The organism is Sphingomonas sp. LY54 (assembly GCF_035594035.1).
Lineage (GTDB): Bacteria > Pseudomonadota > Alphaproteobacteria > Sphingomonadales > Sphingomonadaceae > Allosphingosinicella.
Map to the genome: position 1 here is coordinate 1,005,185 of NZ_CP141588.1, position 24,762 is coordinate 1,029,946.

27 protein-coding genes and 1 tRNA gene are annotated in these 24,762 nt (G+C 65.9%); 11 read left to right on the forward strand and 17 right to left on the reverse strand.

Annotated elements, in window-relative coordinates; all coding sequences use genetic code 11:
• Positions 1-46 precede the first annotated feature (46 nt).
• The 5 genes from SH591_RS05140 to SH591_RS05160 all read right to left on the reverse strand — a co-directional run bounded on the left by SH591_RS05140 (position 47) and on the right by SH591_RS05160 (position 3,371).
• Entirely contained in the window at positions 47-1,459 is a 1,413-nt protein-coding gene (locus SH591_RS05140; RefSeq protein WP_324750809.1) for an NAD(P)(+) transhydrogenase (Re/Si-specific) subunit beta, read from the reverse strand.
• Positions 1,452-1,742, reverse strand: a complete 291-nt coding sequence (locus SH591_RS05145; protein WP_322831859.1) for an NAD(P) transhydrogenase subunit alpha part 2 — start codon at positions 1,740-1,742, stop codon at positions 1,452-1,454. The genes SH591_RS05140 and SH591_RS05145 overlap by 8 nt, the downstream gene beginning before the upstream one ends.
• Before the next feature lie 97 nt (positions 1,743-1,839).
• On the reverse strand, positions 1,840-2,019 hold the full coding sequence (locus tag SH591_RS05150) for a hypothetical protein (RefSeq protein WP_324750810.1): 180 nt from the start codon (positions 2,017-2,019) through the stop codon (positions 1,840-1,842).
• A 66-nt stretch (positions 2,020-2,085) separates the two neighbouring features.
• Complete coding sequence (locus tag SH591_RS05155) at positions 2,086-3,216, reverse strand: NAD(P) transhydrogenase subunit alpha (RefSeq protein WP_324750811.1); 1,131 nt, start codon at positions 3,214-3,216, stop codon at positions 2,086-2,088.
• A 17-nt stretch (positions 3,217-3,233) separates the two neighbouring features.
• Positions 3,234-3,371: an aa3-type cytochrome c oxidase subunit IV gene (locus tag SH591_RS05160; protein ID WP_322831862.1), complete on the reverse strand. Its 138-nt coding sequence runs from the start codon at positions 3,369-3,371 to the stop codon at positions 3,234-3,236.
• Between the two features lie 139 nt (positions 3,372-3,510).
• Between SH591_RS05160 and SH591_RS05165 the strand changes: the two genes are divergently transcribed.
• Complete coding sequence (locus tag SH591_RS05165) at positions 3,511-4,971, forward strand: sigma-54-dependent transcriptional regulator (protein ID WP_322831863.1); 1,461 nt, start codon at positions 3,511-3,513, stop codon at positions 4,969-4,971.
• A 31-nt stretch (positions 4,972-5,002) separates the two neighbouring features.
• Positions 5,003-5,758, forward strand: coding sequence for an SDR family NAD(P)-dependent oxidoreductase (locus SH591_RS05170; protein ID WP_324750812.1), 756 nt, complete (start codon positions 5,003-5,005; stop codon positions 5,756-5,758).
• On the opposite strand, the gene SH591_RS05175 is transcribed toward SH591_RS05170, so the two are convergent.
• Positions 5,755-6,324, reverse strand: coding sequence for a hypothetical protein (locus SH591_RS05175; RefSeq protein WP_324750813.1), 570 nt, complete (start codon positions 6,322-6,324; stop codon positions 5,755-5,757). The genes SH591_RS05170 and SH591_RS05175 overlap by 4 nt on opposite strands.
• A gap of 219 nt (positions 6,325-6,543) precedes the next feature.
• On the opposite strand from SH591_RS05175, the gene SH591_RS05180 reads away from it, so the two are divergent.
• A complete protein-coding gene (locus SH591_RS05180) occupies positions 6,544-8,880 on the forward strand; it encodes an EAL domain-containing protein (RefSeq protein ID WP_324750814.1) in 2,337 nt (778 codons plus the stop codon).
• A 271-nt stretch (positions 8,881-9,151) separates the two neighbouring features.
• On the opposite strand, the gene folP is transcribed toward SH591_RS05180, so the two are convergent.
• From folP to glmM, 6 genes are all read right to left on the reverse strand, one after another.
• Complete coding sequence (gene folP, locus SH591_RS05185; protein WP_324750815.1) at positions 9,152-10,231, reverse strand: dihydropteroate synthase; 1,080 nt, start codon at positions 10,229-10,231, stop codon at positions 9,152-9,154.
• A gap of 47 nt (positions 10,232-10,278) precedes the next feature.
• On the reverse strand, positions 10,279-11,406 hold the full coding sequence (locus SH591_RS05190; protein WP_324750816.1) for a site-specific DNA-methyltransferase: 1,128 nt from the start codon (positions 11,404-11,406) through the stop codon (positions 10,279-10,281).
• Between the two features lie 189 nt (positions 11,407-11,595).
• Positions 11,596-12,198, reverse strand: coding sequence for a ribonuclease HII (locus SH591_RS05195; protein ID WP_324750817.1), 603 nt, complete (start codon positions 12,196-12,198; stop codon positions 11,596-11,598).
• Positions 12,199-12,248: 50 nt separating this feature from the next.
• Positions 12,249-13,067, reverse strand: coding sequence for a bifunctional hydroxymethylpyrimidine kinase/phosphomethylpyrimidine kinase (gene thiD, locus SH591_RS05200; protein ID WP_324750818.1), 819 nt, complete (start codon positions 13,065-13,067; stop codon positions 12,249-12,251).
• Positions 13,064-13,291, reverse strand: coding sequence for a DUF1272 domain-containing protein (locus SH591_RS05205; protein WP_324750819.1), 228 nt, complete (start codon positions 13,289-13,291; stop codon positions 13,064-13,066). The genes thiD and SH591_RS05205 overlap by 4 nt, the downstream gene beginning before the upstream one ends.
• Positions 13,291-14,625: a phosphoglucosamine mutase gene (gene glmM, locus SH591_RS05210; RefSeq protein ID WP_324750820.1), complete on the reverse strand. Its 1,335-nt coding sequence runs from the start codon at positions 14,623-14,625 to the stop codon at positions 13,291-13,293. Before glmM ends, SH591_RS05205 begins: the two co-directional genes overlap by 1 nt.
• 162 nt (positions 14,626-14,787) lie before the next feature.
• On the opposite strand from glmM, the gene SH591_RS05215 reads away from it, so the two are divergent.
• Positions 14,788-16,077: a dicarboxylate/amino acid:cation symporter gene (locus SH591_RS05215; protein ID WP_322831873.1), complete on the forward strand. Its 1,290-nt coding sequence runs from the start codon at positions 14,788-14,790 to the stop codon at positions 16,075-16,077.
• A gap of 42 nt (positions 16,078-16,119) precedes the next feature.
• On the opposite strand, the gene SH591_RS05220 is transcribed toward SH591_RS05215, so the two are convergent.
• From SH591_RS05220 to rplQ, 3 genes are all read right to left on the reverse strand, one after another.
• Positions 16,120-16,395 (reverse strand): hypothetical protein, encoded by a 276-nt coding sequence (locus SH591_RS05220; protein ID WP_322831874.1) that lies wholly within the window; start codon positions 16,393-16,395, stop codon positions 16,120-16,122.
• A gap of 138 nt (positions 16,396-16,533) precedes the next feature.
• A complete protein-coding gene (locus SH591_RS05225) occupies positions 16,534-18,051 on the reverse strand; it encodes a helicase HerA-like domain-containing protein (RefSeq protein ID WP_416385210.1) in 1,518 nt (505 codons plus the stop codon).
• A 136-nt stretch (positions 18,052-18,187) separates the two neighbouring features.
• Positions 18,188-18,610 carry a 50S ribosomal protein L17 gene (gene rplQ / locus SH591_RS05230; RefSeq protein WP_322831876.1) on the reverse strand — a complete coding sequence of 141 codons (423 nt, stop codon included), beginning with the start codon at positions 18,608-18,610 and terminating at the stop codon, positions 18,188-18,190.
• A gap of 326 nt (positions 18,611-18,936) precedes the next feature.
• Between rplQ and rplM the strand changes: the two genes are divergently transcribed.
• A complete protein-coding gene (rplM, locus tag SH591_RS05235; protein WP_322831877.1) occupies positions 18,937-19,416 on the forward strand; it encodes a 50S ribosomal protein L13 in 480 nt (159 codons plus the stop codon).
• Positions 19,416-19,979: a 30S ribosomal protein S9 gene (gene rpsI, locus SH591_RS05240; protein ID WP_322831878.1), complete on the forward strand. Its 564-nt coding sequence runs from the start codon at positions 19,416-19,418 to the stop codon at positions 19,977-19,979. The genes rplM and rpsI overlap by 1 nt, the downstream gene beginning before the upstream one ends.
• Positions 19,980-20,293: 314 nt before the next feature.
• Here the strand turns inward: rpsI and SH591_RS05245 are convergent, their stop codons facing one another.
• Positions 20,294-21,772, reverse strand: a complete 1,479-nt coding sequence (locus SH591_RS05245; protein WP_324750822.1) for an ATP-binding protein — start codon at positions 21,770-21,772, stop codon at positions 20,294-20,296.
• Positions 21,773-21,936: 164 nt separating this feature from the next.
• Here SH591_RS05245 and SH591_RS05250 point away from each other — a divergent pair, with 164 nt between their 5' ends.
• Positions 21,937-22,110: a hypothetical protein gene (locus SH591_RS05250; RefSeq protein WP_322831880.1), complete on the forward strand. Its 174-nt coding sequence runs from the start codon at positions 21,937-21,939 to the stop codon at positions 22,108-22,110.
• 53 nt (positions 22,111-22,163) lie between these two features.
• On the opposite strand, the gene SH591_RS05255 is transcribed toward SH591_RS05250, so the two are convergent.
• Positions 22,164-22,949, reverse strand: a complete 786-nt coding sequence (locus SH591_RS05255; RefSeq protein ID WP_324750823.1) for a DUF1499 domain-containing protein — start codon at positions 22,947-22,949, stop codon at positions 22,164-22,166.
• An 89-nt stretch (positions 22,950-23,038) separates the two neighbouring features.
• On the opposite strand from SH591_RS05255, the gene SH591_RS05260 reads away from it, so the two are divergent.
• The 4 genes from SH591_RS05260 (at position 23,039) to folE (ending at position 24,761) form a co-directional block, all read left to right on the forward strand.
• Positions 23,039-23,112, forward strand: a tRNA-Gly gene (locus tag SH591_RS05260).
• Between the two features lie 132 nt (positions 23,113-23,244).
• On the forward strand, positions 23,245-23,730 hold the full coding sequence (locus SH591_RS05265) for a DUF4142 domain-containing protein (protein ID WP_324750824.1): 486 nt from the start codon (positions 23,245-23,247) through the stop codon (positions 23,728-23,730).
• Positions 23,727-24,068: a cupredoxin domain-containing protein gene (locus tag SH591_RS05270; protein ID WP_324750825.1), complete on the forward strand. Its 342-nt coding sequence runs from the start codon at positions 23,727-23,729 to the stop codon at positions 24,066-24,068. Before SH591_RS05265 ends, SH591_RS05270 begins: the two co-directional genes overlap by 4 nt.
• 78 nt (positions 24,069-24,146) lie before the next feature.
• Entirely contained in the window at positions 24,147-24,761 is a 615-nt protein-coding gene (gene folE / locus SH591_RS05275; protein ID WP_416385229.1) for a GTP cyclohydrolase I FolE, read from the forward strand.
• The last annotated feature ends 1 nt before the right edge of the window (position 24,762 follow it).

Here is a 24,762-nt window from a genome sequence, read left to right on the forward strand (position 1 = left end):
GTCCTCTAGGCTATTCGGGCGACGCACCTGAACCCCGGGTGATCCCTTAACCGAGCGATTTTACGATCTCTTCGACCATCTTCTTGGCATCGGCGAGCAACATCATCGTATTGTCGCGGAAGAAGAGCTCGTTCTCGACCCCTGCATAGCCGGCGCCGCCCATCGAGCGTTTGATGAAGAGCACCGTCTTGGCCTTTTCCACATCGAGCACGGGCATGCCATAGATGGGCGACGACTTGTCCGTTTTCGCGGACGGGTTGGTTACGTCGTTGGCGCCAATGACGAAAGCAACGTCGGTTCGGGCAAATTCGGAGTTGATGTCCTCCAGCTCGAACACTTCGTCATAGGGGACGTTGGCTTCGGCCAGCAGCACGTTCATGTGGCCCGGCATGCGCCCTGCGACGGGGTGGATGGCGAACCTCACCTTGACCCCTTCTTCCCTCAGCAGGTCGGTCATCTCGCGCAGCGCATGCTGCGCCTGGGCGACTGCCATGCCGTAGCCCGGAACGATGATGACCTGCTCGGCTTGCTTCATCAGGAAGGCTGCATCCTCCGCCGATCCGCGCTTGTACGGCCGGTCGAGCGCCGATCCGCCGCCCGTGATCGCCGCATCGCCGCCAAAGCCACCGGCGATGACCGAGATGAAGCTCCGGTTCATCGCCCGGCACATGATGTAGGAGAGGATTGCGCCCGACGAGCCGACCAGCGCACCGGTGACGATCATCGCCGTATTCTGGAGCGTGAAGCCCATCGCCGCGGCAGCCCAACCGGAATAGGAGTTCAGCATCGACACGACGACGGGCATGTCGGCGCCGCCGATCGGGATGATCAGCAGGAACCCGATCAGGAAGGACAGTGCCGTGACCGTGAAGAACACCCAGGGGCTCTGGTCGGTGACGGAATAGGCGATCAGGCCCAGGATCGCCGCCAGGATCCCGAGATTGATCACGTGCCGTCCCGGCAGCATGATCGGCTTGCCGGACATGTTGCCGTTGAGCTTCAGGAACGCGATCACCGACCCCGAGAATGTAATCGCGCCGATCGCGACGCCGAGGCCCATCTCGATCCGGCTGACCTTCAGGATCTCGCCGGCGCCATCGAGGATTCCGAACGCGCCCGGATTGAGGAAGGCCGCTGCGGCGACCAGCACGGCGGCCATGCCGACCAGCGAGTGGAAGGCCGCGACCAGCTGCGGCATCGCCGTCATCGCGATCCGCTTTGCGGTGACGAAGCCGATCGCCCCGCCGATGGCGATCGCGATCAGGATCTCGGGCAGGCTCGTCACATCGTGCATGATCAGGGTGGTGACCACTGCGATGCCCATGCCGATCATGCCGAACCGGTTGCCGCGGCGGCTGCTTACCGGGCTCGAAAGGCCGCGCAGCGCGAGGATGAAGCAGATGCCGGCGATCAGATAAGCGAGTGGCACCCAGGCCGGAACGTCCGCGGCCTCATGCATCGCGGCGTTCCTTCTTCTTGTACATGGCAAGCATGCGCTCGGTGACCGCAAAACCGCCGAAGATATTCACGCTCGCCATCGCCACCGCGATCAGCCCCAGCCACTTGGCGGCGGCCGAGCCCGCTTCGGCCGAAGCGATCAGCGCGCCGACGATGATGACCGAGGAAATGGCGTTGGTCACCGCCATCAGCGGCGTGTGCAAGGCCGGCGTTACCGCCCAGACGACATAATAGCCGACGAAACACGCCAGCACGAAAATCGACAGGATTGAGACGAAGTCCATCCAGGAGCCCCCTGACACTGATGTGCGCCCACTGTGGCGGGTCGCGCAGACCGTGTCGAGGGGCTATCCCGGTGCGGATCGGCGATGCCCCGAAGCGTCAGGCCTTGCGATCGCCTTTGTGGCCGTAGCCCGATTTGACTTCGGTCTTGGCATGCTGACGCTGGTCGGCCGCCGACGACCGGCCGACGTCCGTGACGTCCTTGAACCGGCCTTGCGTGTCGCGCGTCACATAACGCTTGTCGTTGCCGGTATCGATCAGCTCGCGCTTGCCGCTCATGCTCCTCACTCCTCCAGAAATGGACTGCCTGGAAGAATCCGCGAAGCGTCGCCTTTGTTCCTGAAATCAGTTGCCTAGCAGGCGTGCGCTTACCACCTGGCCGCTGCGCGTGAGCCGAACGCCCTGGACGATCTCGTCCTCGTCGGGCAGCACGACCCGTTTCGCGTCCGGATCCCAGAAGGCGCTGAGGAAATTGTACAAGTTGCGCGCGTAGAGCGCTGAAGCATCGGCGGCGAGGCGCGACGGTACGTTGCGATGACCGACGATGCGGACGCCGTGCCGCTCGACGATCGCGCCCGCGACTGCGCCTTCGACATTGCCGCCCTGCTCGACGGCGAGGTCGACGATCACGCTGCCGGCCCGCATCGTCGCCAGTTGCGCGTCGGAAATCAGGCGCGGCGCCGACCGCCCCGGGATCAGGGCGGTGGTGATGACGATGTCCTGCTTGGCAAGATGGCTCGACACCAGGGCCGCTTGCGCCTGCTTATATTCGTCGGACATTTCGGTGGCGTAGCCGCCCGCGCCTTCGCCTTCGATTCCGGCGACATCCTCGACGAAGATCGCCTTGGCGCCCAGGCTCTCGATCTGCTCCCGGGTCGCGGCGCGGACATCGGTGGCCGAGACGATCGCTCCAAGCCGCCGCGCCGTCGCGATAGCCTGCAGGCCGGCGACGCCGACTCCCATTACGAACACGCGCGCCGCGGCGATCGTGCCGGCCGCCGTCATCATCATCGGGAACGCGCGGCCATATTCGCCGGCCGCATCAAGCACCGCCTTGTAACCGGCTAGGTTCGACTGCGAGGACAAGATGTCCATCGATTGCGCGCGAGTGATCCGCGGCATGAATTCCATTGCCAGCGCTTCTACGCCTGCGGCCGCATAGGAATCGATGCGCGCCCGGTCGCCGAACGGATTGAGAGCGGCGACGACCAGCGCGCCCGATTGAATGCCGTCGAGCCCGCTCGGATCGGGGCCCTGCACGGCGAGCACAGCGTCGGCGCCGCTCAGCACGCTCGCGCGGTCGCCGACGACGGCGCCCGCGGCCTCATAGTCCGCGTCGGATATGGCAGCGCTTTCGCCCGCGCCGCGCTCGACCGCCATCTCGGCGCCCAGGGCGATGAATTTCTTGACGGTTTCGGGCGTGGCGGCAACGCGCCGTTCGCCCTCCGCCATTTCCTTGAGAACCGCGATTTTCACCCCCCCGCGGCCCCTCGTCAGTTCGAAATCAGCAGAACGACTATGGCGGTGGTGACCACGCTCACGATCGTTCCCCACTTCATGATCGCCGCGAAAAGCGAATAGCTCTTCTCGTGGTGCTTATAGTCCATCGCATTTTCGGGTTCGGTAGCCATTTCTTCCTCTGGGATGAGCAAATTTATCGACACCCTTATCGAAGAGGGTGCCGGCGCCCAAGCCCAAAATTAGGCTGAAGCTTAAGCCCCCCTTTACCGGCCGCATGCTAGAGCATGCGTTCAACCGAGAGGAGCCCGCATGCGGCCGGATGCGACACGTTGCCTGTTGCTGATCGACGACGAACCCGCGCAGCGGCGTCTGGTAAGTGCCATCGGCGCGCGGGCCGGCTGGTGGGTGATGGGCGCGCCCGATGTCGATGCGGCCCAAAAGCTGCTCGCCGGCGAGGAAGGGCGCGACGTCGACGCGATCATGCTCGATCACTGGCTCCCGGGCGAGGCAGGGGCCGACCTGATCCGGCAGATTCGCGCGCTTCGCCCGGACCTCCCTTTATTGATCCTCACCGCGCAAACCTCTGTGGCAGCGGCCGTGGATGCGATGCGCGCAGGCGCCAATGATTTCCTCGTCAAGCCGATCGCGCCCGACCGCCTGCTTGCAGCGCTGAACGCGGCCACTGACCGACGCCAGCGCAACGGCGAGCTTCGCCCCTTGTCGGAGAAGATCACCAAGACGCTCGCATTTGACGAGATTGTCGGATCGGCGCCGGAATTCCGTGCCGCGCTCGCGATCGCCGCCAAGGCGGCCCGCGCCCGCGTCTCGGTCCTGATCGAAGGCGAGAGCGGATCGGGCAAGGAAGTGCTCGCCCAGGCGATCCACAGCTCCAGCCCGCGTGGCAAGAAACCGATGGTGACCGTCAATTGCGGCGCGATCCCCGGCAACCTCGTCGAATCGGTCCTGTTCGGCCACGAAAAGGGCGCCTTCACGGGCGCGTTCGACCGCCATATCGGCCGGTTCGAGGATGCCGACGGCACCACCCTCTTCCTCGACGAGATCGGCGAACTGCCGCTCGACACCCAAGTGAAGCTGCTGCGCGCCATCGAGACGGGCGAGATCCAGCGCATCGGCGGGCGCAGCATCCAGATCGTCGACGTGCGCATCATCGCCGCGACCAACCGCCGCCTGCTCGACGAAGTTGCCAAAGGGAATTTCCGCGAGGATCTCTATTACCGCCTCAACGTCGTCCATGTGGATATCCCACCGCTGCGCGCGCGCCAGAGCGACATCCCGCCGCTCGCTCGCCACCTACTGGCCCGGATCGCGGAGCAGCCGGGCATGCGCTACCTCAGCATCACCGACGACGCGCTCGAAGTGCTGATGGCTTATGGCTGGCCCGGCAACGTCCGGCAGCTTCAGAACGCCTTGTTTCGCGCCGCCGTCCTTTGCGACGGGAACGCGCTCACCGCTGCCGACTTTCCGCACATCGCCCAGGAATCGACGTTCAGCAAACGCGCCGACGATTATCATGCCAAGGCGCTGAGCGGCGCTTCCAACAGTGCCGCTTTGTCGCACGGTCCCGGCATCACTCTGTACGAATCGAGCGGCCACCTGCGCTCGCTCGAGGAGATCGAGGCCGACGTCATTCGTCTCGCCATCGGCCATTATCGCGGCCGCATGACCGAGGTTGCCCGCCGGCTCGGCATCGGCCGCTCCACCCTGTACCGCAAGCTCGGCGAGCTCGGCATCGGCGCCGACGCCGCCTAGACGAAGCGCGATCTCCTGCTAAGCTTGCTCGATGCAGGGCTTTACTAACGGAAAAATTCTCATCACCGGCGCCGCCTCGGGCATCGGCGCCGCAACGGCGACGCTGCTGGCCTCTTCGGGCGCGCGGAAACTGATCCTGTGCGACCGCGACGAGAACAGGCTCGCCGATTTCGCGTTCACCTTGCCGTGCGAGCGCCAATTGATGGTGGGCGACGTCACCGACGAGCAGATGTGGGCCAACGCCGACCTGACCGGCCTGACCCACGCCGTGGTCAATGCCGGCATCGGCGAGGGCAAGCCGATCCTCGAAACTACGTTGGCCGACTGGCGCCGGGTCATGTCGGTCAATCTCGACGGCGCCTTCCTCACTTTGCAGGCCGCCATGCGGGCGATGCACGGCAATGGCGGCGCGATCGTCCTCACCGCCTCGGTGGCGGGCATCAAGGCCGAGGCGGGCATTGCCGCTTATGCCGCCTCCAAGGCCGGCGTGATCCAGCTCGCGCGGGTGGCAGCCAAGGAGGGGGCGCCCAGCCGCATCCGGGTCAACGCGATCGCCCCGGGCGGCGTCGAAACCCCGATCTGGACCAACGTGCCTTTCTTCACGGATCTTGTGAACAGCACCGGCAGCGAGGAAGCCGCGTTCGAGGCGATAAGCGCAGCCGCAACGCCCCTCGCCCGCTTCGCCAAGCCCGAAGAAATGGCCGAGCAGATCGCCTTCCTGCTGTCTGACGCGTCCGCCTTCACCACAGGCAGCTGCCTCGTCAGCGACGGCGGCTACTCCCTTTAGATCGGCGTCGCCCCAGCCGCCTCTTCCACGACGGGCTCCTCACTGGATTCCTCCGGCGCCGCCGCGGTCGCGGACCAGATGGTGCTGAGGCACTGCGCCAGCGCGGTCATGGCCGTATCGCTGCCCGCCAGCTTCAGGCTGTCGATCCGCTGGCCATCGCGCGCGATATGCATCCCGCGCGCGCCGGCGAACTGTTCGAGGAAGCCGGTTCCCCCGGCGGGACCGGATGGGCTGACCGCAAATGTGAGGCCGGGGCCGTCGGCGTCGAGATTGCGCCTGGCGACCGCCTGCATCGGCCACGCGCTGCGCTCGTCGAAACTGACCTGGATGTCGTATCGTCCGCCATCCTCGAATGCGTTCCATTGGCGGTTCTGGATCAGGAAGCGGATGCTGTCATTGTCCGCGCTGCCCCAGACCGACACGACGGTCCCGCTCGGCGCGGCCGCGTGAACGAGACAACCGTCAGGCGTCACCTCCAATGCCCAGGGACTTGGCGCCTCGGTTTGTGCCGTGGCGACCGCGGCCGGCGCTGCGAGGGCCAGGACTGCAATCAACGACCTGAACATGGTGGGCTCTCCTCGCCCCCCGCTCATGTTCTTGTTCGATAAGGCAAACCTTCGGGGCCGTTTGTTGGTTGCACGAATGGAGCGATTTCCGGCCGCTGCGCCCACGCCGCCGGGCCGCCCATCGGTTGATCAATCCTTTACGGACGTGACCGTGCAAGCCCGAAATGCTGGGAGACGATAGCTTCCAATTTGCTAACCTTTGTCTGCCATGACGGCTTAATGGGCGGGTTGGGCGAATTGTGGACCGGTTTCCTGAAAAGGGCCGGAAAAGGGGGCGACCCACGCCTCCGCATCCTGCTGTGGGCGACCCTGGCCTGCCTCCTTTTCGGAGCCGTCGAGCTCGGTCAGCCGCTCGAAAACGCGCTGCGCAACTTGCGCAACACGGTTCGCAGCCATCCCACCAGCGGCGACATCGTCCTCGTCGGAATTGACGATCGCAGCCTGAAAGAGCTTGAGAAATGGCCTTGGCCTCGGGGATATCACGCGCTTCTGACTGATCGTCTCATCGCCCAGGGTGCCGACCGCATTTTCTTCACGATCGATTTCTCGTCGCGTGCGGATCCACGAAACGATGCCATGCTGGCAGGCGCACTGGCGCGTGCAGGCCGCAAGGTTACCTTGCCGTTCCAGCAACTGCGCGATCCGGCGTCCGGAAATCAGACCACCGTACTCCCGCACCCCATCTTCCGCTCGCACGTCAGCATGGCCTCGCTCTCTTTGGAGTACGACTTCCAGGGCGCTGTCTGGCGATTGCCGAGCGTTGGTCAGGCCGACAAGGTCACCTATCCATCCTTCGCGGCTGCGCTGAGCGGCGCAGAGGGCCGGCAGGGCGAGGAATTCCGCGTCGATTATTCCTTCGATCCTCGATCCGTGCCCAATATTAGCGCTGTCGATGTGATACGCGGCCGATCCCGCGCGGGCGCATTCTCTGGCAAGACTGTCGTCGTCGCTCCGACCTCGGCCCAACTCGGGGGCTTCCAGCTCGCGCCTGGCCATGGCTGGATGTCGTCGTCCTACATTCACATCCTCGGTGCCGAGACGTTGAAATCGGGGCGTCCGGTAGACGTCGGATGGTTTCTCCCGTTTCTCGTTACGGTTCTAGGCGCGGGCCTGTCCCTGCTGCTGTCGAGGCTCCGCAATGCGATCGGGGCGATGGCCGGCATATTGACGTGCGTGCTGGTCGCGCCGTTTCAGCTCGACGCCAGCTTGATATATATCGACACCGCGCCGGCGGTGGTCGTGTTGCTGGCGATTGCCGCATCGCTGGCATGGTCGGAATTCCGGCGGTCCTATCGGCTGCGAGGGACGGTCAATGCGGTCTCCGGCCTGCCCAACCTCAATGCCCTGCGACAGGAGAAGATCGATCACGGCCGCCCATTGGTGGCGGCGCGCATACTGAACTATGCCGAAATTGCCTCCGCCCTTCCGGTCGATGATGAAAAGGCACTGGTCGAGCAGATCATAGGTCGACTGACGGTAGGGGCGCCCGGACGTGGGCTCTATCAAGGCGACGAGGGTATTTTCGCCTGGTTCGCCGAGGAGGGCGAGACCAACTATCTCGGCGATCATCTCGATGCCCTGCATTCGCTCTTCAGAAGCCCGATCGTAGTAGGCCGCAATCCGCTCGACCTCAGCATCACGTTCGGGTTCGACGCCGGCGGGGCCCGCTCGCTTTCGAACCGCCTCGGCAGCGCCCTCGTGGCTGCCGATGAGGCGAGCCACGAGGCGCTCAAGTGGAAACGCTACGACCCTGCCAAGCTTAAGGACGCGGCCTGGCGGCTGTCCCTGCTCAGCCAGCTAGACGCTGCGATCGCCGCCGGCGACGTGTGGATAGCCTATCAGCCCAAGCTGGACCTGCGCACGCGGGCGATCTGCGGGGCCGAAGCGCTCGTGCGCTGGACACATCCGGAAAAGGGCCCGATCAGCCCGGCCGAATTCGTGGCCGCGGCCGAGCAGCATGACCGCATCGAGGGCCTGACCATATTCGTGCTCGAAGGCGCCATCGCTGCTGCGGCCGCCATCCACCGCCGTGGCATTGCATTCAATGTGGCGGTTAATCTCTCCGCCCGCCTGATCGACGACAGCAATCTCGCCGCGACAATTGGGTCACTTCTGAAAAAGCACCACCTGCCGGCCTCGTCGCTCACGCTGGAGGTAACCGAAACTGCCGCTCTTAGCGGCGGCGTCGGAAGCCTCGATATGCTCTGGAAGCTGCGCGAAATCGGCGTCTGCATCTCGATCGATGACTATGGGACCGGGCTTTCGACCCTCGATTATTTGAAGAAGATCCCGGCGACCGAGATCAAGGTCGATCAAACCTTCGTCCAGGCCATCGAAAACAGCAGAAGCGACAAGCTCATGGTTCATTCGACCATACAGCTCGCCCATTCGCTCGAACAAACCGTCGTCGCGGAAGGTGTCGAGGACCGTCAGACCCTTGAAACGCTTGCACAAATGGGCTGCGACGTGGCGCAAGGCTATCATATTGGCAGACCTATGACTTTCCGTGCCTTAACGAGACAGGTGCTGGGTGAACGGAGATCCAAAGCCGCCTGACAATAGTTAATGTCTTGATAACCATTTTATTGGAGTTCATAACGAGGCCCTCAGGCGCCGCGACGGTCGTGGCGCGTGCTTTGAAGGGGGGTCTTTATGACGAACCACAAAAATACTCGCCCGACCCGCGGCTTCTGGGATTGGCTCTGGGGCGGCGGCGGCACCGGCGGCGCAGTCAAGGGCTGAAAATGAGAACCCCGGCTTCGGTCGGGGTTTTTCATTTTGTCGAATGAAAAAGGGCCCTTACGAGGCCCATTTTTGTTGTCGCGGCTCAGGCGGGCGTCAGCGCCGCGTCGCGAAGGCCGCGCCAAACCCGCAGCGCCTGCACGGTCTCGGCCACGTCGTGGACGCGCAAGATCTGGGCCCCCTGCTCCGCCGCTTTCACCGCGAGCGTGAGCGATCCGCCGAGTCGTTGATCGGCCGGCGCTTCGTTCGAAAGCGCGCCGATCATGCGCTTGCGGCTCGCACCGAGCAGCAATGGGCAGCCGAGGCCGTGGAACAGCGCCAGCCCGTTCATCAGCTGCAGATTGTGCGCGACGCTCTTGCCGAAGCCGATACCCGGATCGACGATGATGTTCGCCCGGTCGATGCCCGCGGCCACCGCCGCCGCAACCCGTGCCTCGAGCCAATCATAGACTTCGAACAGCACCGGCCCGTCGTAATGCGGGGCGACCTGCATCGTCTCGGGCGCGCCCTGGTAGTGCATCAACACGACTGGACACCCCGATCGCGCCGCCACGTCCATCGAGCGCGGATCGTAGAGCAGGCCGGAAACGTCGTTGAACACCGCCGGCCCCACCGCCAGCGCCGCTTCCATCACCGCCGCCTTGCGCGTGTCGATCGAGAGCGCCGTGCCCGATACGGCGAGCTGGCGCACCACCGGCAGCACCCGTTCGATCTCGTCGCCTTCCCAGACCGGCTCCGCGCCCGGACGCGTCGATTCGCCCCCGATATCGATGATCGCGGCGCCCTGGGTCGCCATGGCGTGCGCCGTCTCGGCCGCCGTGCCCTCGTTGCGGCCGCCGTCGGAGAAGCTGTCGGGCGTGACGTTGAGGATGCCCATCACCTGGGGCTGGTCGAGACGGATCACGCGCGGGCCGAGCGTCAGCGGCGGGCGCGCGGTCGTGAGGTTGATCCAGGCCGTGCGCACCGGCTCGCCGAGACGCTCGACCACATCCCCCATCGTCTCCACCGGCACCAATTCGGTCGAAACCCGGCGCTTGCCCTCGATCACGTCGATTTCCACCGCCGAGAACCATGCAAGGCCGCCGGCCAGCCGCGCCACCCGGCCATCATAACCGAACGGCGCGTCCACGAAGGCGGTAGGCCGCAGATAGATGCGCTCAGCCATGTCCTATTCTCCGCAGCCGGACCGGACGACCGGGCGTCCGCCCTGCCTCAATCCAGCGTGGCGATATATTTCTGCCTGAGCTCGTCGAGACAGACCAGCGAATCCCCCTGCGTCACGTACCAGAAGGTCCAGCCGTTGCACGAAGGCGCGTCCTGCGCCGCGGCGCCGATTTGGTGGATCGAGCCCTGCTTGCCGGCCAGCTCGACCGATGCGTCGGCACCGACCTTCGCCTGCCAGCGCCGCTTGGAATCGGTCAGCACCGCGCCCGGCTCGATCATGCCGGTCTCGATCAAGGCGCCGAACGGCACGCGCGGCTGGTTCTTCTTGGACGCCATCGTCCGCATCGCGCTCTCGTCGAGCTCGAGCGTCGAAGCGATGCGCTCCTTGGCAACCTTCACATATTTCTGCTCGCGCTCGATGCCGATCCAGTGGCGCCCGAGCCGGCGGGCGACGGCGCCGGTCGTCCCCGTCCCGAAGAAGGGATCGAGCACGACGTCGCCTTTGTTGGTGCAGGCCAGCAGCACGCGGTAAAGCAGGCTCTCCGGCTTCTGGGTCGGATGCGCCTTCACGCCGTCGGTCTTGACGCGCTCGCCGCCCGAGCAGATCGGCAGGACCCAGTCCGAGCGCATCTGCACTTCATCGTTGAGCGCTTTCATCGCACGATAATTGAACGTGTAGCGGCTGTCCTCGCTCTTCGAGGCCCAGATCAAAGTCTCATGCGCATTGGTGAAGCGCGTGCCGCGGAAGTTCGGCATCGGGTTCGATTTGCGCCAGACGATGTCGTTCAAGATCCAGTAGCCCAGATCCTGCAGTGCGGCGCCGCAGCGGAAGATATTGTGGTAGGAGCCGATCACCCACAAAGTCCCGTCGGGCTTCAGGATGCGGCGGGCCTCGCGCAGCCAGGCGCGGGTGAAGGCGTCATAGGCCTCAAACGTGTCGAATTTGTCCCAATCGTCGTCGACCGCGTCGACGCGGCCGCCCTCGGGCCGGAACAGGTCGCCGCCGAGTTGGAGATTGTAGGGCGGGTCGGCGAAGACCATGTCGACGCTGTTGTCCGGCAGCGCGGCCATCGCGGCGATGCAGTCGCTCTCGATGATGCGGTTGAGCGGAAGATCGGGATGCGGCCCGGCCTTTGCGCGGCGCACAGCCGTACCCACACGTCCCATCACGCTCATTCAGACAGCCCCCGGTTTAACCACAAAGAGGTCCAGAGTGAGTCAGCGCGACTCGGCGGTCAAGGACAGTGCGTTGAGCCGAGTCGTTAAGAATCTACCGCAGGTGAAGAGAACGAAACGAGTCTCCCCCACATCTGGCGTCCGCCCCGATTCTTGAGACTCAATATGAAGTGGTGTGGCGGGAAAGACTCACAAGTCGAGCATATGCTGCTTCACCGGGGCGAAGCTGCGCCGGTGCAGCGGAGTGAGGCCGTGCAGGTCGAGCGCCGCGACATGCTCGGGCGTGCCATAGCCCTTGTTGGTCGCCCAGCCATAATGGGGATGTGTCTCGGCATATTCGGCCATCATCCGGTCGCGCGTGACCTTGGCGACGATCGAGGCAGCGGCGATCGAGCGGCTCTTGGCATCGCCGCCGACGATCGCCTTGGACGGATAGCGCCAGTCGGGGCAGCGATTGCCGTCGACCAGCACGGTGCCGGGCTCGATGCCGACGGCTTCGACGGCGCGGGTCATGGCGAGCATGGTCGCCCAGAAGATGTTGTAGCGATCGATTTCCTCGACCGTCGCGATGCCGACGGCGACGCGGGCGACTTGCTGCAGCTTGCCGTAGAGGCTCTCGCGCACCTCGAAGCAGAGCTTCTTCGAATCGTCGATGCCGCGTGGACAGCGCTTGCGGTCGAGCACCACCGCCGCCGCAACGACCGGCCCGGCCAGCGGCCCGCGCCCGGCCTCGTCGACGCCCACGACCGGCTCGGCGAACGGTTTTTCAATCTTGAAGCAGGGCGGCGGCATCGGCGCAGGGTAAAAAGGACGGCGGGATCGCGCCAGTCAAAGCTGAAAATTCAATCCACTAAGCTGTGGATAAGTTCGAATGGCGAGACACCGAGCGCATGGCCCATCGGGCCGTGGCCCGCGCCAAAGCCGGGCGCCGCTAGGATCGTGGCGCGAGTGTAATTCCGCCCCCGCTCGACTGCCTCGACGGCCGACAATCCCTGCCCGAGGCCGGCGGCGATCGCACTGGCAAGCGTGCAGCCGGTGCCATGCGTGTTGCGGGTCTCGATCCGGTCACTGCTCCAGCGCCGCACCTCCTCCCGGTCGACGAGCACGTCGGTCAGGATCGGTCCCGGCAGATGGCCGCCCTTGGCCAGCACGGCCGCCTCCACCTTGTTCGAAAGGACAAGCGCCGCGCTCTCCGCTTCGGCGCCCGTGGCGATCGTGCGTCCGCTCAGCGCCTCGAGTTCGGGCACGTTGGGCGTGATCAACGTCGCCGCTGCCATCAGCCGCTCGAATGCGGCGACTGTCGCCGAATTGGCCAGCGCGGCGCCGCTCGTGGCGATCATCACCGGATCGAACACGATCGGCACGCCGCTGAGCCGCGCCAGCCGCTCCGCCACCGCGGTCGCGGTCTCCGGCGAGCCGATCATGCCGATCTTCACGGCGTCGACCCCGAGGTCGTCGATGACCATGTCGATCTGCTGCAGCACGACGTCGGTCGGTATCGGCAGCACACCGTCCACGCCCAACGTGTTCTGCGCGGTGATCGCGGTCACTGCCGTCATCGCGAAGCCGCCGAGCATGGTGACCGTCTTGATGTCGGCCTGGATCCCGGCGCCGCCGCCGCTGTCGGACCCGGCAATAATGAGGACGCGCGCGGCTTTCACTTGGGGCTCTTTCGCTCTGTCGAGGCCGGGAAGCGGACGAGCAGACCGGCCGGCCGGATCGGCCGCGGCTCGAAATTGCCGCCGCAATTGGGGCAGATGCCGGCCAGGGGACCATCGACGCACTGCGCGCAAAAAGTGCATTCGAACGTGCAGATGCGGGCGTCGGCGCTGTCGGGCGCGAGATCGCGACCGCACCGTTCGCAATCGGGACGGAGCTCCAGCATCAGGCGGCCTTCACCGCCTCGCAGATGCTGTCGACCACTTCCTCAACCAGCGCATGGTCCTCGCCCTCCGCCATCACGCGGATCAGCGGCTCGGTGCCGGATTTCCGGATCACGAGGCGGCCGGTTCCCTGAAGACGCAATTCCGCCGAGGCAATCGCCGACTTGACCGCCTCCGCCTCGAGCGGCGCGCCCCTTTCGAAGCGCACGTTTTTTAGCAACTGCGGCAACGGCTCGAACTGGCGCAGCAATGTGCTCGCCGGCTGGCCGCTCTCGACCAGGCAGGCCAGCACCTGCAGCGCCGCCACCAGGCCGTCGCCCGTGGTCGAATAATCGGTGAGGATGATGTGGCCAGATTGCTCGCCCCCGACATTGAAGCCCTTCGCGCGCATCGTCTCGAGAACGTAGCGGTCGCCGACCTGGGTCCGTTCGAGGGTCAGCCCTTGGCCCGCCAGAAAGCGCTCGAGACCGAGGTTCGACATCACCGTCGCGACCAGCCCGCCGCCGCGCAATTTGCCGCGCTGATGCCAGGCCGACGCGATCAGCGCCATCAACTGGTCGCCGTCGACGACCTGGCCCTTCTCGTCGACCACGATCAGCCGGTCGGCATCGCCGTCGAGCGCGATGCCGATATTGGCGCCGGCCTCGACGACCGTCTTCTGAAGCAGGGCCGGCGCGGTGGACCCGCAGCCCTCGTTGATGTTGAGACCGTTGGGAGAAACTCCGATCGCAATCACTTCGGCGCCGAGCTCCCACAGGGCGGCGGGCGCAACCTGATAGGCCGCGCCATTGGCGCAATCGACCACGACCTTGAGGCCGTCGAGCCGCAGCTCGTTCGGGAAGGTCGCCTTGGCGGCGTGGATATAGCGGCCGCGCGCATCCTCGATCTTGCGCGCCCGCCCGATCAGCGGAGAAGGCGCCAGCTGCGGCTCATGGTCGAGCAGCCGTTCGATCGCGCGCTCGTCCTCGTCGGACAATTTATATCCGTCCGGGCCGAACAATTTGATGCCGTTATCTTCGTACGGATTGTGGCTCGCCGAGACCATCACGCCGAGGTCCGCACGCATCGAATGGGCGAGCAGGGCCACGGCCGGCGTCGGCACCGGCCCGACCATGACGACATCCATGCCCACGCTGGTAAAGCCCGCGATCAGCGCCGATTCCATCATGTAGCCGGAAAGGCGGGTATCCTTGCCCACGACCACGCGGTGGCGATGGTCGCCGCGGACGAAATGCGCGCCGGCCGCCTGGCCGACCCGCTGCGCCATCGCGGCGGTCATCGGCATCTGGTTGGTGCGGCCCCGGATCCCATCCGTGCCGAAAAATTTGCGAGTCATCTGGTCCCAGCCCGTTAAATTTCACTTGCGGTATCCCGTACCGCTCTCAAGAGAGTGTGATAGCGGCATTCGTGTCGAAGAGCGATGCTTTTGAACGGCAGGGCGCCGGTCGGAGTTCGCGTCTTTTGGGAAATGCCACGGTCATTTGTTGAAGGGGCGCGTATGTCACAACCAACCCGTATCCTGCTGGCGCTCGTCACCGGGCTCGCGCTCGGACTGCTCAGCGCCCGTACCGGCGGGGCCTGGGTTGGCACAGCGATTACGGTGGCCGAGCCGATCGGCGGCCTGTGGCTGAACGCCCTGCAGATGACGATCATTCCGCTGGTCGTGTCGCTGCTGATCACGGGCATCGCCGCCAGCATGGAGGCGGCCCGCGCCAGCCGTCTCGCCACGCGCGCCATCATCCTCTTCCTAGTCCTTTTGTGGATTTCCTCGGGCTTCGCCGCCGTGGCGATCCCATTCTTCCTCGAGATATTCCCGATGCCGGTGGACGCGGCTGCGGCGCTCCGGTCCGCACTCGCCACGTCCGAGCCAGTCGGGGCAGTGCCGGGCTTCGGCGATTTCCTGCGCTCGATCATCCCGAGCAACCCGATCGCCGCCGCGGCCAACGACGCGATCCTCCCGCTGATCATCTTCACCGCGGTCTTCGCCTTCGCGCTGACTCGCCTTCCGGCCGAGCCGCGCGAGCAGCTCACCCGCTTCTTCCGCGCGGTATCGGACGTGATGCTGGTGATGATCGGCTGGATGCTCTGGCTGGCCCCGATCGGCGTTCTCGCCCTGGCCTATGTCGTCGGCGCCCGCGCCGGCACTGCCGCCTTCGGCGCGCTGCTTCATTATGTCGTGATCATCTCATCGGTCGGCATCGTCCTCTGGGCGCTGGCCGTACCGTTCGGCGTGATCGGCGGACGAGTGTCCTTCCGCCGGTTCCTGCGTGCGATCGGCCCGAGCCAGGCGGTGGCGATCAGCACCCAGTCCTCACTCGCATCGCTGCCCCCGATGCTGCGCGGCGCCGAGAGCCTGGGGGTCCCCGTCGCGGCGTCCGGCGTCGTCCTGCCGCTGGCGGTCGCGGTCTTCCGCTGGACGGGGCCCGCGATGAACTTCGGCGTCGCCCTCTACATTGCCCATTGGTATGGCATGGAGCTCGGGCCCGCCCAGATCTTCGCCGGAATCGCCGCCGGGGCGACCACCACCCTGGGTGCCGTGAGCCTTCCCGGCCAGGTCAGCTTCATCACCTCGATCGCCCCGATCTGCATGGTCATGGGGGTTCCGATCGAGGCGCTGGCGCTGCTGATCGCCGTGGAAACGATTCCCGACATCTTCCGCACGCTCGGCAACGTCACCATGGACGTCGCCGCAACCGTGACGGTGACCCGGCGCACCGGCTTCATGGAAGGCGAGGCGATAACGGCGGAAGACAGGTTGCTTGCCGGCGAAGCGGCGCCGCACACCTGAGGACGGGCCGGCTTCGCCGGTCCCGCCTCGCGCCTGGACTGGTTACTCGTCGCGCTTGCCGGAAGGTCCGGTCGCAGCCTCGTCGTGACCGCTCTTGTCGCTGTAGAAAGCGGCGGCAAACAGGCCGCAGCCGAGCAGGACCGAGATGAAGACGCCGGCGATGGTGGCGACCACCATATGCAGCCGCAGCGGACCGTAGAGCGAGAGATACCATAGAGCCGCGGCGACCAGCACCACCCCCGACAGGGCGATCCAGCCCACCATGCGCTTGAATTCGCGGAGCGCGGATGTCTCGCGCTCACCCTTGATCTTGGTCATTCGCCGGCCTTCCCGTGCTCGCCAGGCAATGTGAGGCGCCCGGCTCCGTCGCGCGGCGACGGATGCTCCATGCCTCTACGCCCGCGCTCCCGCAGCGTACAGGGCGGTATTTACCCTAGGGTGTTTACCGGAGGCGCGTCAGCGCCCTCGGAACAGGCCGCCGAGCAATCCGCGCACGATCTGGCCGGCGATGCGGTTTGTGACCTGGCGCTGCACCGAGCGGCCGACTTGGCGCATCATATCCTCGTGCAGCGGCCGATCGCGCCCCGCCTGGCGTTCCGCCCGCGCCCGTTCCTTCTCCGCTCGCTGAGCGGCCGTTTCCGCCTCTTTCTGCGCCTTCTGCGCCGCTGCCGCGTCGGCTGCGGCGGATGCCCGCGCGGCGAGGATCTCCTCGGCGCTCTCGCGGTCGAGCGGCGTCTCGTACTGACCCGCCACCGGAGATGTCGCGCGGATCACCGTCCGCTCCTCGGTGCGGAGCGGCCCGAGCCGCGACCGCGGGGGCTTTATCAAAGTCCGCTGGACGGGGCTTGGCGCGCCGTCCGCGCCGAGCAAGGACACCAAAGCCTCGCCGGTGCGCAATTCCGTGATTACGCTTTCGACCGCGAAGGCGGGATTGGGCCGGAACGTCTCGGCCGCCGCCTTGACCGCCTTCTGGTCCTTCGGCGTGAAGGCGCGCAATGCGTGCTGCACCCGGTTGCCGAGCTGGCCGGCAATATCCTCGGGAATATCGATCGGATTCTGGGTGACGAAATAGACGCCCACCCCCTTCGACCGGATCAGCCGCACGACCTGCTCGACCTTGTCGAGCAGCGCCTTCGGCGCGTCCTCGAACAGCAGATGCGCCTCGTCGAAGAAGAAGACGAGCTTGGGCCGCTCTGGATCGCCGATCTCGGGGAGCTCCTCGAACAGCTCCGAAAGGAGCCACAACAGGAAGGTCGCGTAGAGCTTCGGGCTCGCCATCAATTTGTCGGCGGCCAGCACGTTGACGAAGCCGCGCCCAGCCTCGTCGATGCGCATCAGGTCCGCGATGGCAAGGGCCGGCTCGCCGAAGAAAAGGCTGCCGCCCTGGCCCTCGAGCTGGAGCAATTGGCGCTGGATCGTGCCGACGGTGGCCTTCGCGACATTGCCGTAGGTCGTGGCGAGCTCCGCGGCATGCTCGGCGACATAGGTCAGGATCGCCTGCAGATCGTCGAGGTCGAGGAGAAGGAGGCCCTGCTCGTCGGCGATGCGGAATGCGATGGCGAGCACGCCCTCCTGGGTGTCGTTGAGCCCCATCAGCCGCGCGAGCAGCAGCGGTCCCATCTCGGAGACGGTGGTCCGGATCGGATGCCCCTGCTCCCCGAACAGATCCCACAAGACGACCGACGGCGCCTCATAGGCGTAATCGCTCTCGCCCACCTCCTGCGCGCGCTGCGTCATCGCCGCATGGGCCTTGTCCATCGGCGAGCCGGGCATGGCGACACCGGCAAGGTCGCCTTTGACGTCGGCAAGGAAGACTGGCGTCCCCGCCTTGGCAAAGCCCTCGGCCAATCCCTGCAGCGTCACCGTCTTGCCGGTGCCGGTCGCGCCGGCGATGAGGCCGTGGCGATTGGCGCGATTGAGAAGCAGGCACTGCGGCCCTTCCTCCGAACGTCCGACGAGAAGGGAATCGTCCACGGCTTGCTCCTGCATTTGGTCGCCCCCGACCAACCACAGCCGTCCGTGCGGCGCAAGCGGCCCGCCGGATCGCGCCAGGCACAAAAAAAGGGCCTCCCGAAGGAGGCCCTTTCTATCTCTCAGGCGAGAAGCGCGCTCAGGCGGCTTCGGCCTCGAACTCGTCGGCCATCACCGGGCCCGAATCCTGGCCCTTGGCGGTGACGTCGCGGTCGACCAGTTCGATGATCGCGATCGGGGCGGCGTCCGAAGCGCGGATGCCGGCCTTGATGATACGGGCATAGCCGCCGTTGCGGTCCGCGTAGCGGGTCGCGAGCACGTCGAACAGCTTCTTGAGCTGGGTCTCGTCGAGCAGGCGGGCATGGGCGAGGCGGCGGTTGGAGAGGCCGCCCTTCTTGGCGAGCGTGATCAGCTTCTCGACATAGGGGCGAAGCTCCTTCGCCTTGGCGGTCGTGGTGGTGATCTGCTCATGCTTGATGAGGGCAGCCGCCATGTTGCGGAACAGGGCCGCACGATGGCTGGAGGTACGCTGCAGCTTGCGGCCGGCGACGCGATGACGCATGTCTTCTTTCCTTCGTTCGTCCCGGGGCCGTCTTACGGAGATCCCCGGACCAGGCGATGAAACGGGGCACCGCCAAGACCCCTAAACAGCAAGGCGGAGCCGCAGCCCCGCCCTCTTGCGCGCCCCAAAAGACCATATGGCGCACGGAGTCAAGGCGTTTGGGCGGACGCAGGAGCGGGATCGAGTGGTGCAAAACTGTAGAGGTAATATTTTACCTTCCGGGAAACCCGCCGAAACATTGACTTTCCGACGCCTCATTGGCATTTGGCCGTCACCAGCGCCGCTCGGATTCGGGCGGCGCAGTTCATTTCAAGAGGTCATGCCCCATGAAGGCGCTGATGAAGACCACCAAGTCGGCCAAGCCGGCCGAGGTGGAGAAGAAGTGGCATCTGATCGATGCCGACGGGCTGGTGGTCGGGCGTCTCGCCACGATCGTAGCCAATCTCCTGCGCGGCAAGCACAAGCCGAGCTACACCCCGCACGTTGATTGCGGCGACCACGTCGTCATCATCAACTCGGACAAGGTGCGCTTCACCGGCAAGAAGCTGCAGGACAAGGTCTATTACAAGCACACCGGCTATGCGGGCGGCATCAAGTCGATCACCGCCGGCAAGGTGCTTGAAGGCCGCTTCCCCGAGCGCGTGCTCGAGAAGGCGATCGAGCGCATGATCCCGCGCGGCCCGCTCGGCCGCGACCAGATGCGCGCCCTGCACCTCTATAACGGCACCGAGCATCCGCACGGCGGCCAGAACCCCGAAATCCTCGACGTCGCGGGCATGAACCGCAAGAACAAGGTGGGTGCCTAATGTCTGATACCCGTCAGTCCCTTTCCGATCTCGCGGCGCTGACCGAGGGCCAGGAAGCTGCTCCGGCCGCCGCCGCGCCGGCGCCTGCCGCTCCGATCCCCGGCTCCGAGGACAATGGCGTTTCGACGCAGGGTCCGCAGATGGAAGCCGTTCTGCGCGAGCAGCAGCTCGACAAGCAGGGCCGCGCTTATGCGACCGGCCGCCGCAAGGACGCCGTCGCCCGCGTTTGGCTGAAGCCCGGCACCGGCAAGATCACGATCAACGGCCGCGACCAGGAAGTGTATTTCGCACGTCCGACGCTGCGCCTCGTGATCAACCAGGTGTTCGACATCACCGAGCGCCGCGACCAGTATGACGTCGTCGCCACCGTCAAGGGCGGCGGCCTCTCCGGCCAGGCCGGCGCGGTCAAGCACGGCATCAGCCAGGCGCTGACCCGCTACGAGCCGACGCTGCGCACCACGGTGAAGCGCGCCGGCTTCCTGACCCGCGATCCGCGCGTCGTCGAGCGTAAGAAGTACGGCCGCGCCAAGGCTCGCCGCAGCTTCCAGTTCTCGAAGCGCTAATACGCCTCAGGCTGTACACGAAATCGGGCGGTCCGGAGCTTCCGGGCCGCCCTTTTTCGTGTCCGTAACGGACGTTTTTCGCCGCTTGACCGTCGCCTTGCCGGCCTGAAACTATGGCGGCAGCGGGACGCTTTCCGTCCTGCCACATCGGGAGACCAGAGATGTTGGAACCCAAGAACCCCAACGACGATCCGCTCCGCAAGACGCCGACCGACACCGAGAAGAAAAGCGATCCGAACAAAAGCGGGTCGTCCGAGAAGAAACCCCAATAAGCCGCAGCGCCGCCGGTTACGCGAAACCGGCGGCGTCTCGCCCTAGCCGAGCTCGGCGATCTCCGCTGCGCAGGCGGCCGCTGGCAGCCGCAGGAAGAAGACCGTCCCCCCGCCCGGATTGGCCTCCGCCCAGATGCGTCCGCCATGGGCCTCGACGATCGTGCGGCTGATCGAGAGGCCAATTCCCATCCCTTCCTCGCGGCCCGACGTGAACGGCTCGAACAACGTCTCTGCAATCTCGGGCGCGATGCCGGCGCCGCTGTCGCGCACCAGGATCTCGACGAACCCGCGTCGTTCGGCGGCCGCAATTTCGAGCTTCCGGCAGGGCGCGTTCTGCATCGCCTGCAGCGCGTTGCGCACGAGATTCAGCATCACCTGCTGCAACTGGATCGGATCGGCCTCCACCGCCAGCGTGGGCGGAACGTCTAGCTGGATATCCAGTCCGCTTTCGTCGAGCCCGACCAGGGCCAGGCCCATCGCCTCCTCGACCGCCTCCCCGAGCGGTACCGCGCGGGTGCAGACCTCGCCCCGCTCGGTCATCGCCCGCAGCCGCCGGATTACGTCGCCGGCCCGCAGCGCGCTCGCATGTGCGCCCTTCATGCCCTCCAGCAACAGACCCTCGCGGTCCTCGCCTCCGGACTCGAGCAGGCGCTGGCACCCGACCAGATAGGAGGTGACCGCCGTCAGCGGCTGGTTGAGCTCATGTGCAAGCGTCGAGGCCATCGTGCCCATCGCGCTCACCCGGGAGACGTGGATCAGTTCGGACTGGAGCTGCTGCACCTTCTGCTCGGCGGTCCTCTTCTCGGTGAGATCGACGAGCGCGCCCACCGCCCTGATCGCCGCGCCATTGTCGTCGCGGATGATGAAGCAGCGCTCGTAGATGATCGCATATTCGCCGTCGGCGCGCCGCAATCGATATTCGTCCGACCAATAGGTCGCGCGGCTCGCCAATGCCCGCGCCAGACCGGCTGCCACCCGTTCGCGATCATGGGGGTGCAGTCGCTCCTGCCACCAGTCGATCGGGTGATGCGCAGTGTCGTCGGTGCCGGTAAAACCACGTGCCGTCTGGCTCCAATGGATGTCGTTCGCCGGGATATCCCAGTCCCAGATGATATCGTTGGTCGCCTGCGCGGCCAGCTCGAACCGTTCCTGGGTCTCCTGAAGCGCCGCCTCGGCGAGCTGCCGCTGCGTGACATCTCGAAAGAAAATGCCGATCCCGTCGCCGAACGGGTGGAAGCGCAATTCCAGCCACAACTCGCGCCGCCCGACATGATGATGGCTCATCGTCCGCGCGACCCGTTGGGCCATCGCCTCGTGCAGTAGCCGGCCGACCTTGTCGCGTTCGCGGCCGGGCCATGCCTCCCAGACGGTCCGCCCGACGATCGCATCGGCGGTCCGTCCATCGACCCGCAGCGCTTCCGTGTTGAGGCGCACGATGCGGAAATCGGCGTCGAGAAGAATGAAGCCGATGTTCATGCTGTTGAGAAGGTCGCGCAACTGGTCCTGCGTCACGTTCAACACTTGCGGCAGCTCCCGTCTCGACCTCGCCCGCGCGTTCTAGCCCAAAGTGCGCAGGCGACGCACTACCCTCGATAGCGCCGCGCGTGCGGTCATTACGGTCGCACGTCGAGCAGCGGAACCGCGGGCCGAGGGGACGGTTGTGCCTGCTTCAGATTGGACAGGACATGGACACGATCGTCGACTATTTCGCCCACCGTGCCGGGGAGGAATTCTTTCACTCCGGACGGGCGGCCACCGATGAGGCGCGGACCGCGCACCGCCGGCGCGCCGAGCGTTACGCGAACCTGGTCTGGGCAGCGCGCGGCGCTCCGCGAAACCCTATTCGCCGCTCCCTCTGATCGGCAAAGGGCGGCGCACAAGCGGCGGCACAATCCGGATCTCGGTCCACGCGTCATGCGGTGGCTTGCAGATCCTTGAGGAAGCTGCGGATGCGCCGCGCGTTCGTGCCGACATCGCTCTGGCCGACCTGGCTGATCGACCGCATGTCGACGATCGAGCCGCCCGCCATGTCGTCGCGGACGCGCGCGACGACATTGTCCTTGAAGCGAAAGAACAGGCTCGTATCGACCGCCTCGACGATGCCGGTGCGCGGATCGACGGTGGCGATCTCCCATCCCCGCTCGCGCATCAGGGCCTCGATCCGGCTCACGGTCTCGGCCTTGCTCCAGGGCACGCGCAGGCTCTTGAGATCGCCATATTCCTGGGCATGGATGGCGCGCCAGCGCTCGCGCGGAGTCAGCCGCGCCAGCGCCGGCCGACCGAGATCGGGGATGTAGGCGAGATTGTCGTCGCGCACCCGCAGCCGGTAGAAGCTCGGCGGGTCGTCGAGATTGGTCGTGATATCGTGGATCGGCGCTACGCTGCGCGCCGTCGTCACCATGCTGCCGAGATAGAAGACATAGCCGAGCGCGACGATCAGCGCGATGAGGTTCAGCCACACCAGCGCATGCATCCCGCTGCGCCCAGCGAGCACCAATGCGATCAGCGCGAGCACCGCACCTGCGATCGCGGCGAAGAACATATATTCGAGCAAGGCGAAGCCGGTGCGGAAATGCCACATGCCCTGCCCGCTGCCGATCGCGGCGACCAGCGCCACGAAAACCGCACCGAGGCTCAGGATGGCGGCGATCCAGGACAGCCGCTGCGTCAGTTGTCGTCTCCGAAGCGCGTCCGCCATCGTTCGACTCCCTGCCGTTCCGGCCGAGTGTGATCCCAACCATGGCTCTCGACAAGCCCCGCGCCGCTTTCTAGATAGCGGGCCAAGGCGCGGGTATGATGTAATGGTAGCCTGTCAGCTTCCCAAGCTGAACGCGCGGGTTCGATTCCCGCTACCCGCTCCAACAAATCCGTGACGCACGGGCGCTCCCGGAACCTCATCGCATCGCCGGCATCAAATCCACGCGGTCCCACCGGGCCGGGAGGAGATAATGATGACCATAAGAGCCGTTTTGTTAGGGGCCGCCGCTGCAATTTTGACCACAAGCCCGGCCTGTTCGCAGGATAAGGGGCCGAGCGACGCCCAAATCGCCCATATCGCCTACAGCGCCGGCCAGATCGACGTCGAAGCGGGCAAGCAGGCGCTGGCCAGGGCGCAGGACCCCGCCGTGCGCGCGTTCGCCGAGACCATGGTCCGCGACCACGTCGCCGTGAACGACCAGGCGCTGGCGCTGGTCAAAAAGCTCGGCGTAACGCCCGAAGCCAATCCGGTGAGCGAGGGCCTGGCCAAGGAGGCCGCCGCGCAGACCGCGCGGCTCGGCGCGCTCAAGGGTGCGGAATATGACCGCGCCTATGTCGCCAACGAAGTCGCCTTCCACCGCACCGTCAACGACGCGCTGCGCACGACGCTCATCCCCGCCGCCGACAATGCCGAATTGAAGGCCCTGCTGGAGACCGGCCTCACCCTGTTCCAGGCCCACCAGGCCCATGCCGAGCAGCTCGCCGCGAAGGCCGATAAATGACCATCGGCAAGCGCGGCGTCGCCCTGCTGCTGGCGGCGGCCGGCCTGAGCCTGGGTTGCACAGGATCGGACGCCGCGCCTGCCGCCCCGCGGACCCACGTCATCGTCGTCGACAAGATGCAGTTCGGGTCCGTCCCCCGCGGCATCCGCGTCGGCGACACGATCGAGTGGGCGAACAACGACCTGTTCCGCCACAACGCGACCGCGCGGGACGGCAGCTTCGCCGTCGACCTGCCGCCGCGCAGCAAGCGCAGGATGGTGGTCCGCAAGGCCGGCACGGTGCGCTTCTACTGCACCTTCCATCCCGCGATGCAGGGGTCGCTCGCCACCGCGAAATAGGCCGCCAAACACGGGAACCTCCCCTGCCCCGCGGCATCCAATGGCCTGAACCCAAAAGGGAGTGATCGAGTGGAGCTTATTCAACGCGCGCTGGTCAATGACGACGAAGTCGCGCTGGTCGACGACATTTCGCGACGCCTCGCGACCGAGCAGGCCGTCCGGACACTGATCGCGGCCGCAGGCGACGATCCGTCCCGAGAAGGCCTGCTCGACACGCCGGCGCGCGTCGCCAGGGCCTATGCCGAATGGTTCGCCGGCTACAGGATTGATCCCGCCCGGCTGCTCCAGCGCACCTTCGCCGCGGCGGACTATCGGGAACTCGTCCTGCTCCGTTCGATCCCGGTCCGTTCGATCTGCGAGCACCACATGGCGCCGATCACGGGCGTCGCCCATGTCGGCTATCTGCCCGCCGGCAGGGTCGTCGGCATCTCCAAGCTGGCGCGGGTCGTCGACGCTTATGCGCGGCGGCTGCAATTGCAGGAGCGCCTCACCAGCCAGATCGGGCAGACCATCGACGAGGTGCTGAAGCCGCGCGGCGTCGGCGTGATCATCGAAGCCCATCACGGCTGCATGGCCAGCCGCGGCGTCAACCAGAACGGCATTTCCCTGGTCACCCAATGCTGGCTCGGCGCGTTCGAGACCGATGCCGAGCTCCGCCGCGATTTCACACAATCCGTCCAGCGTGGCATATAGG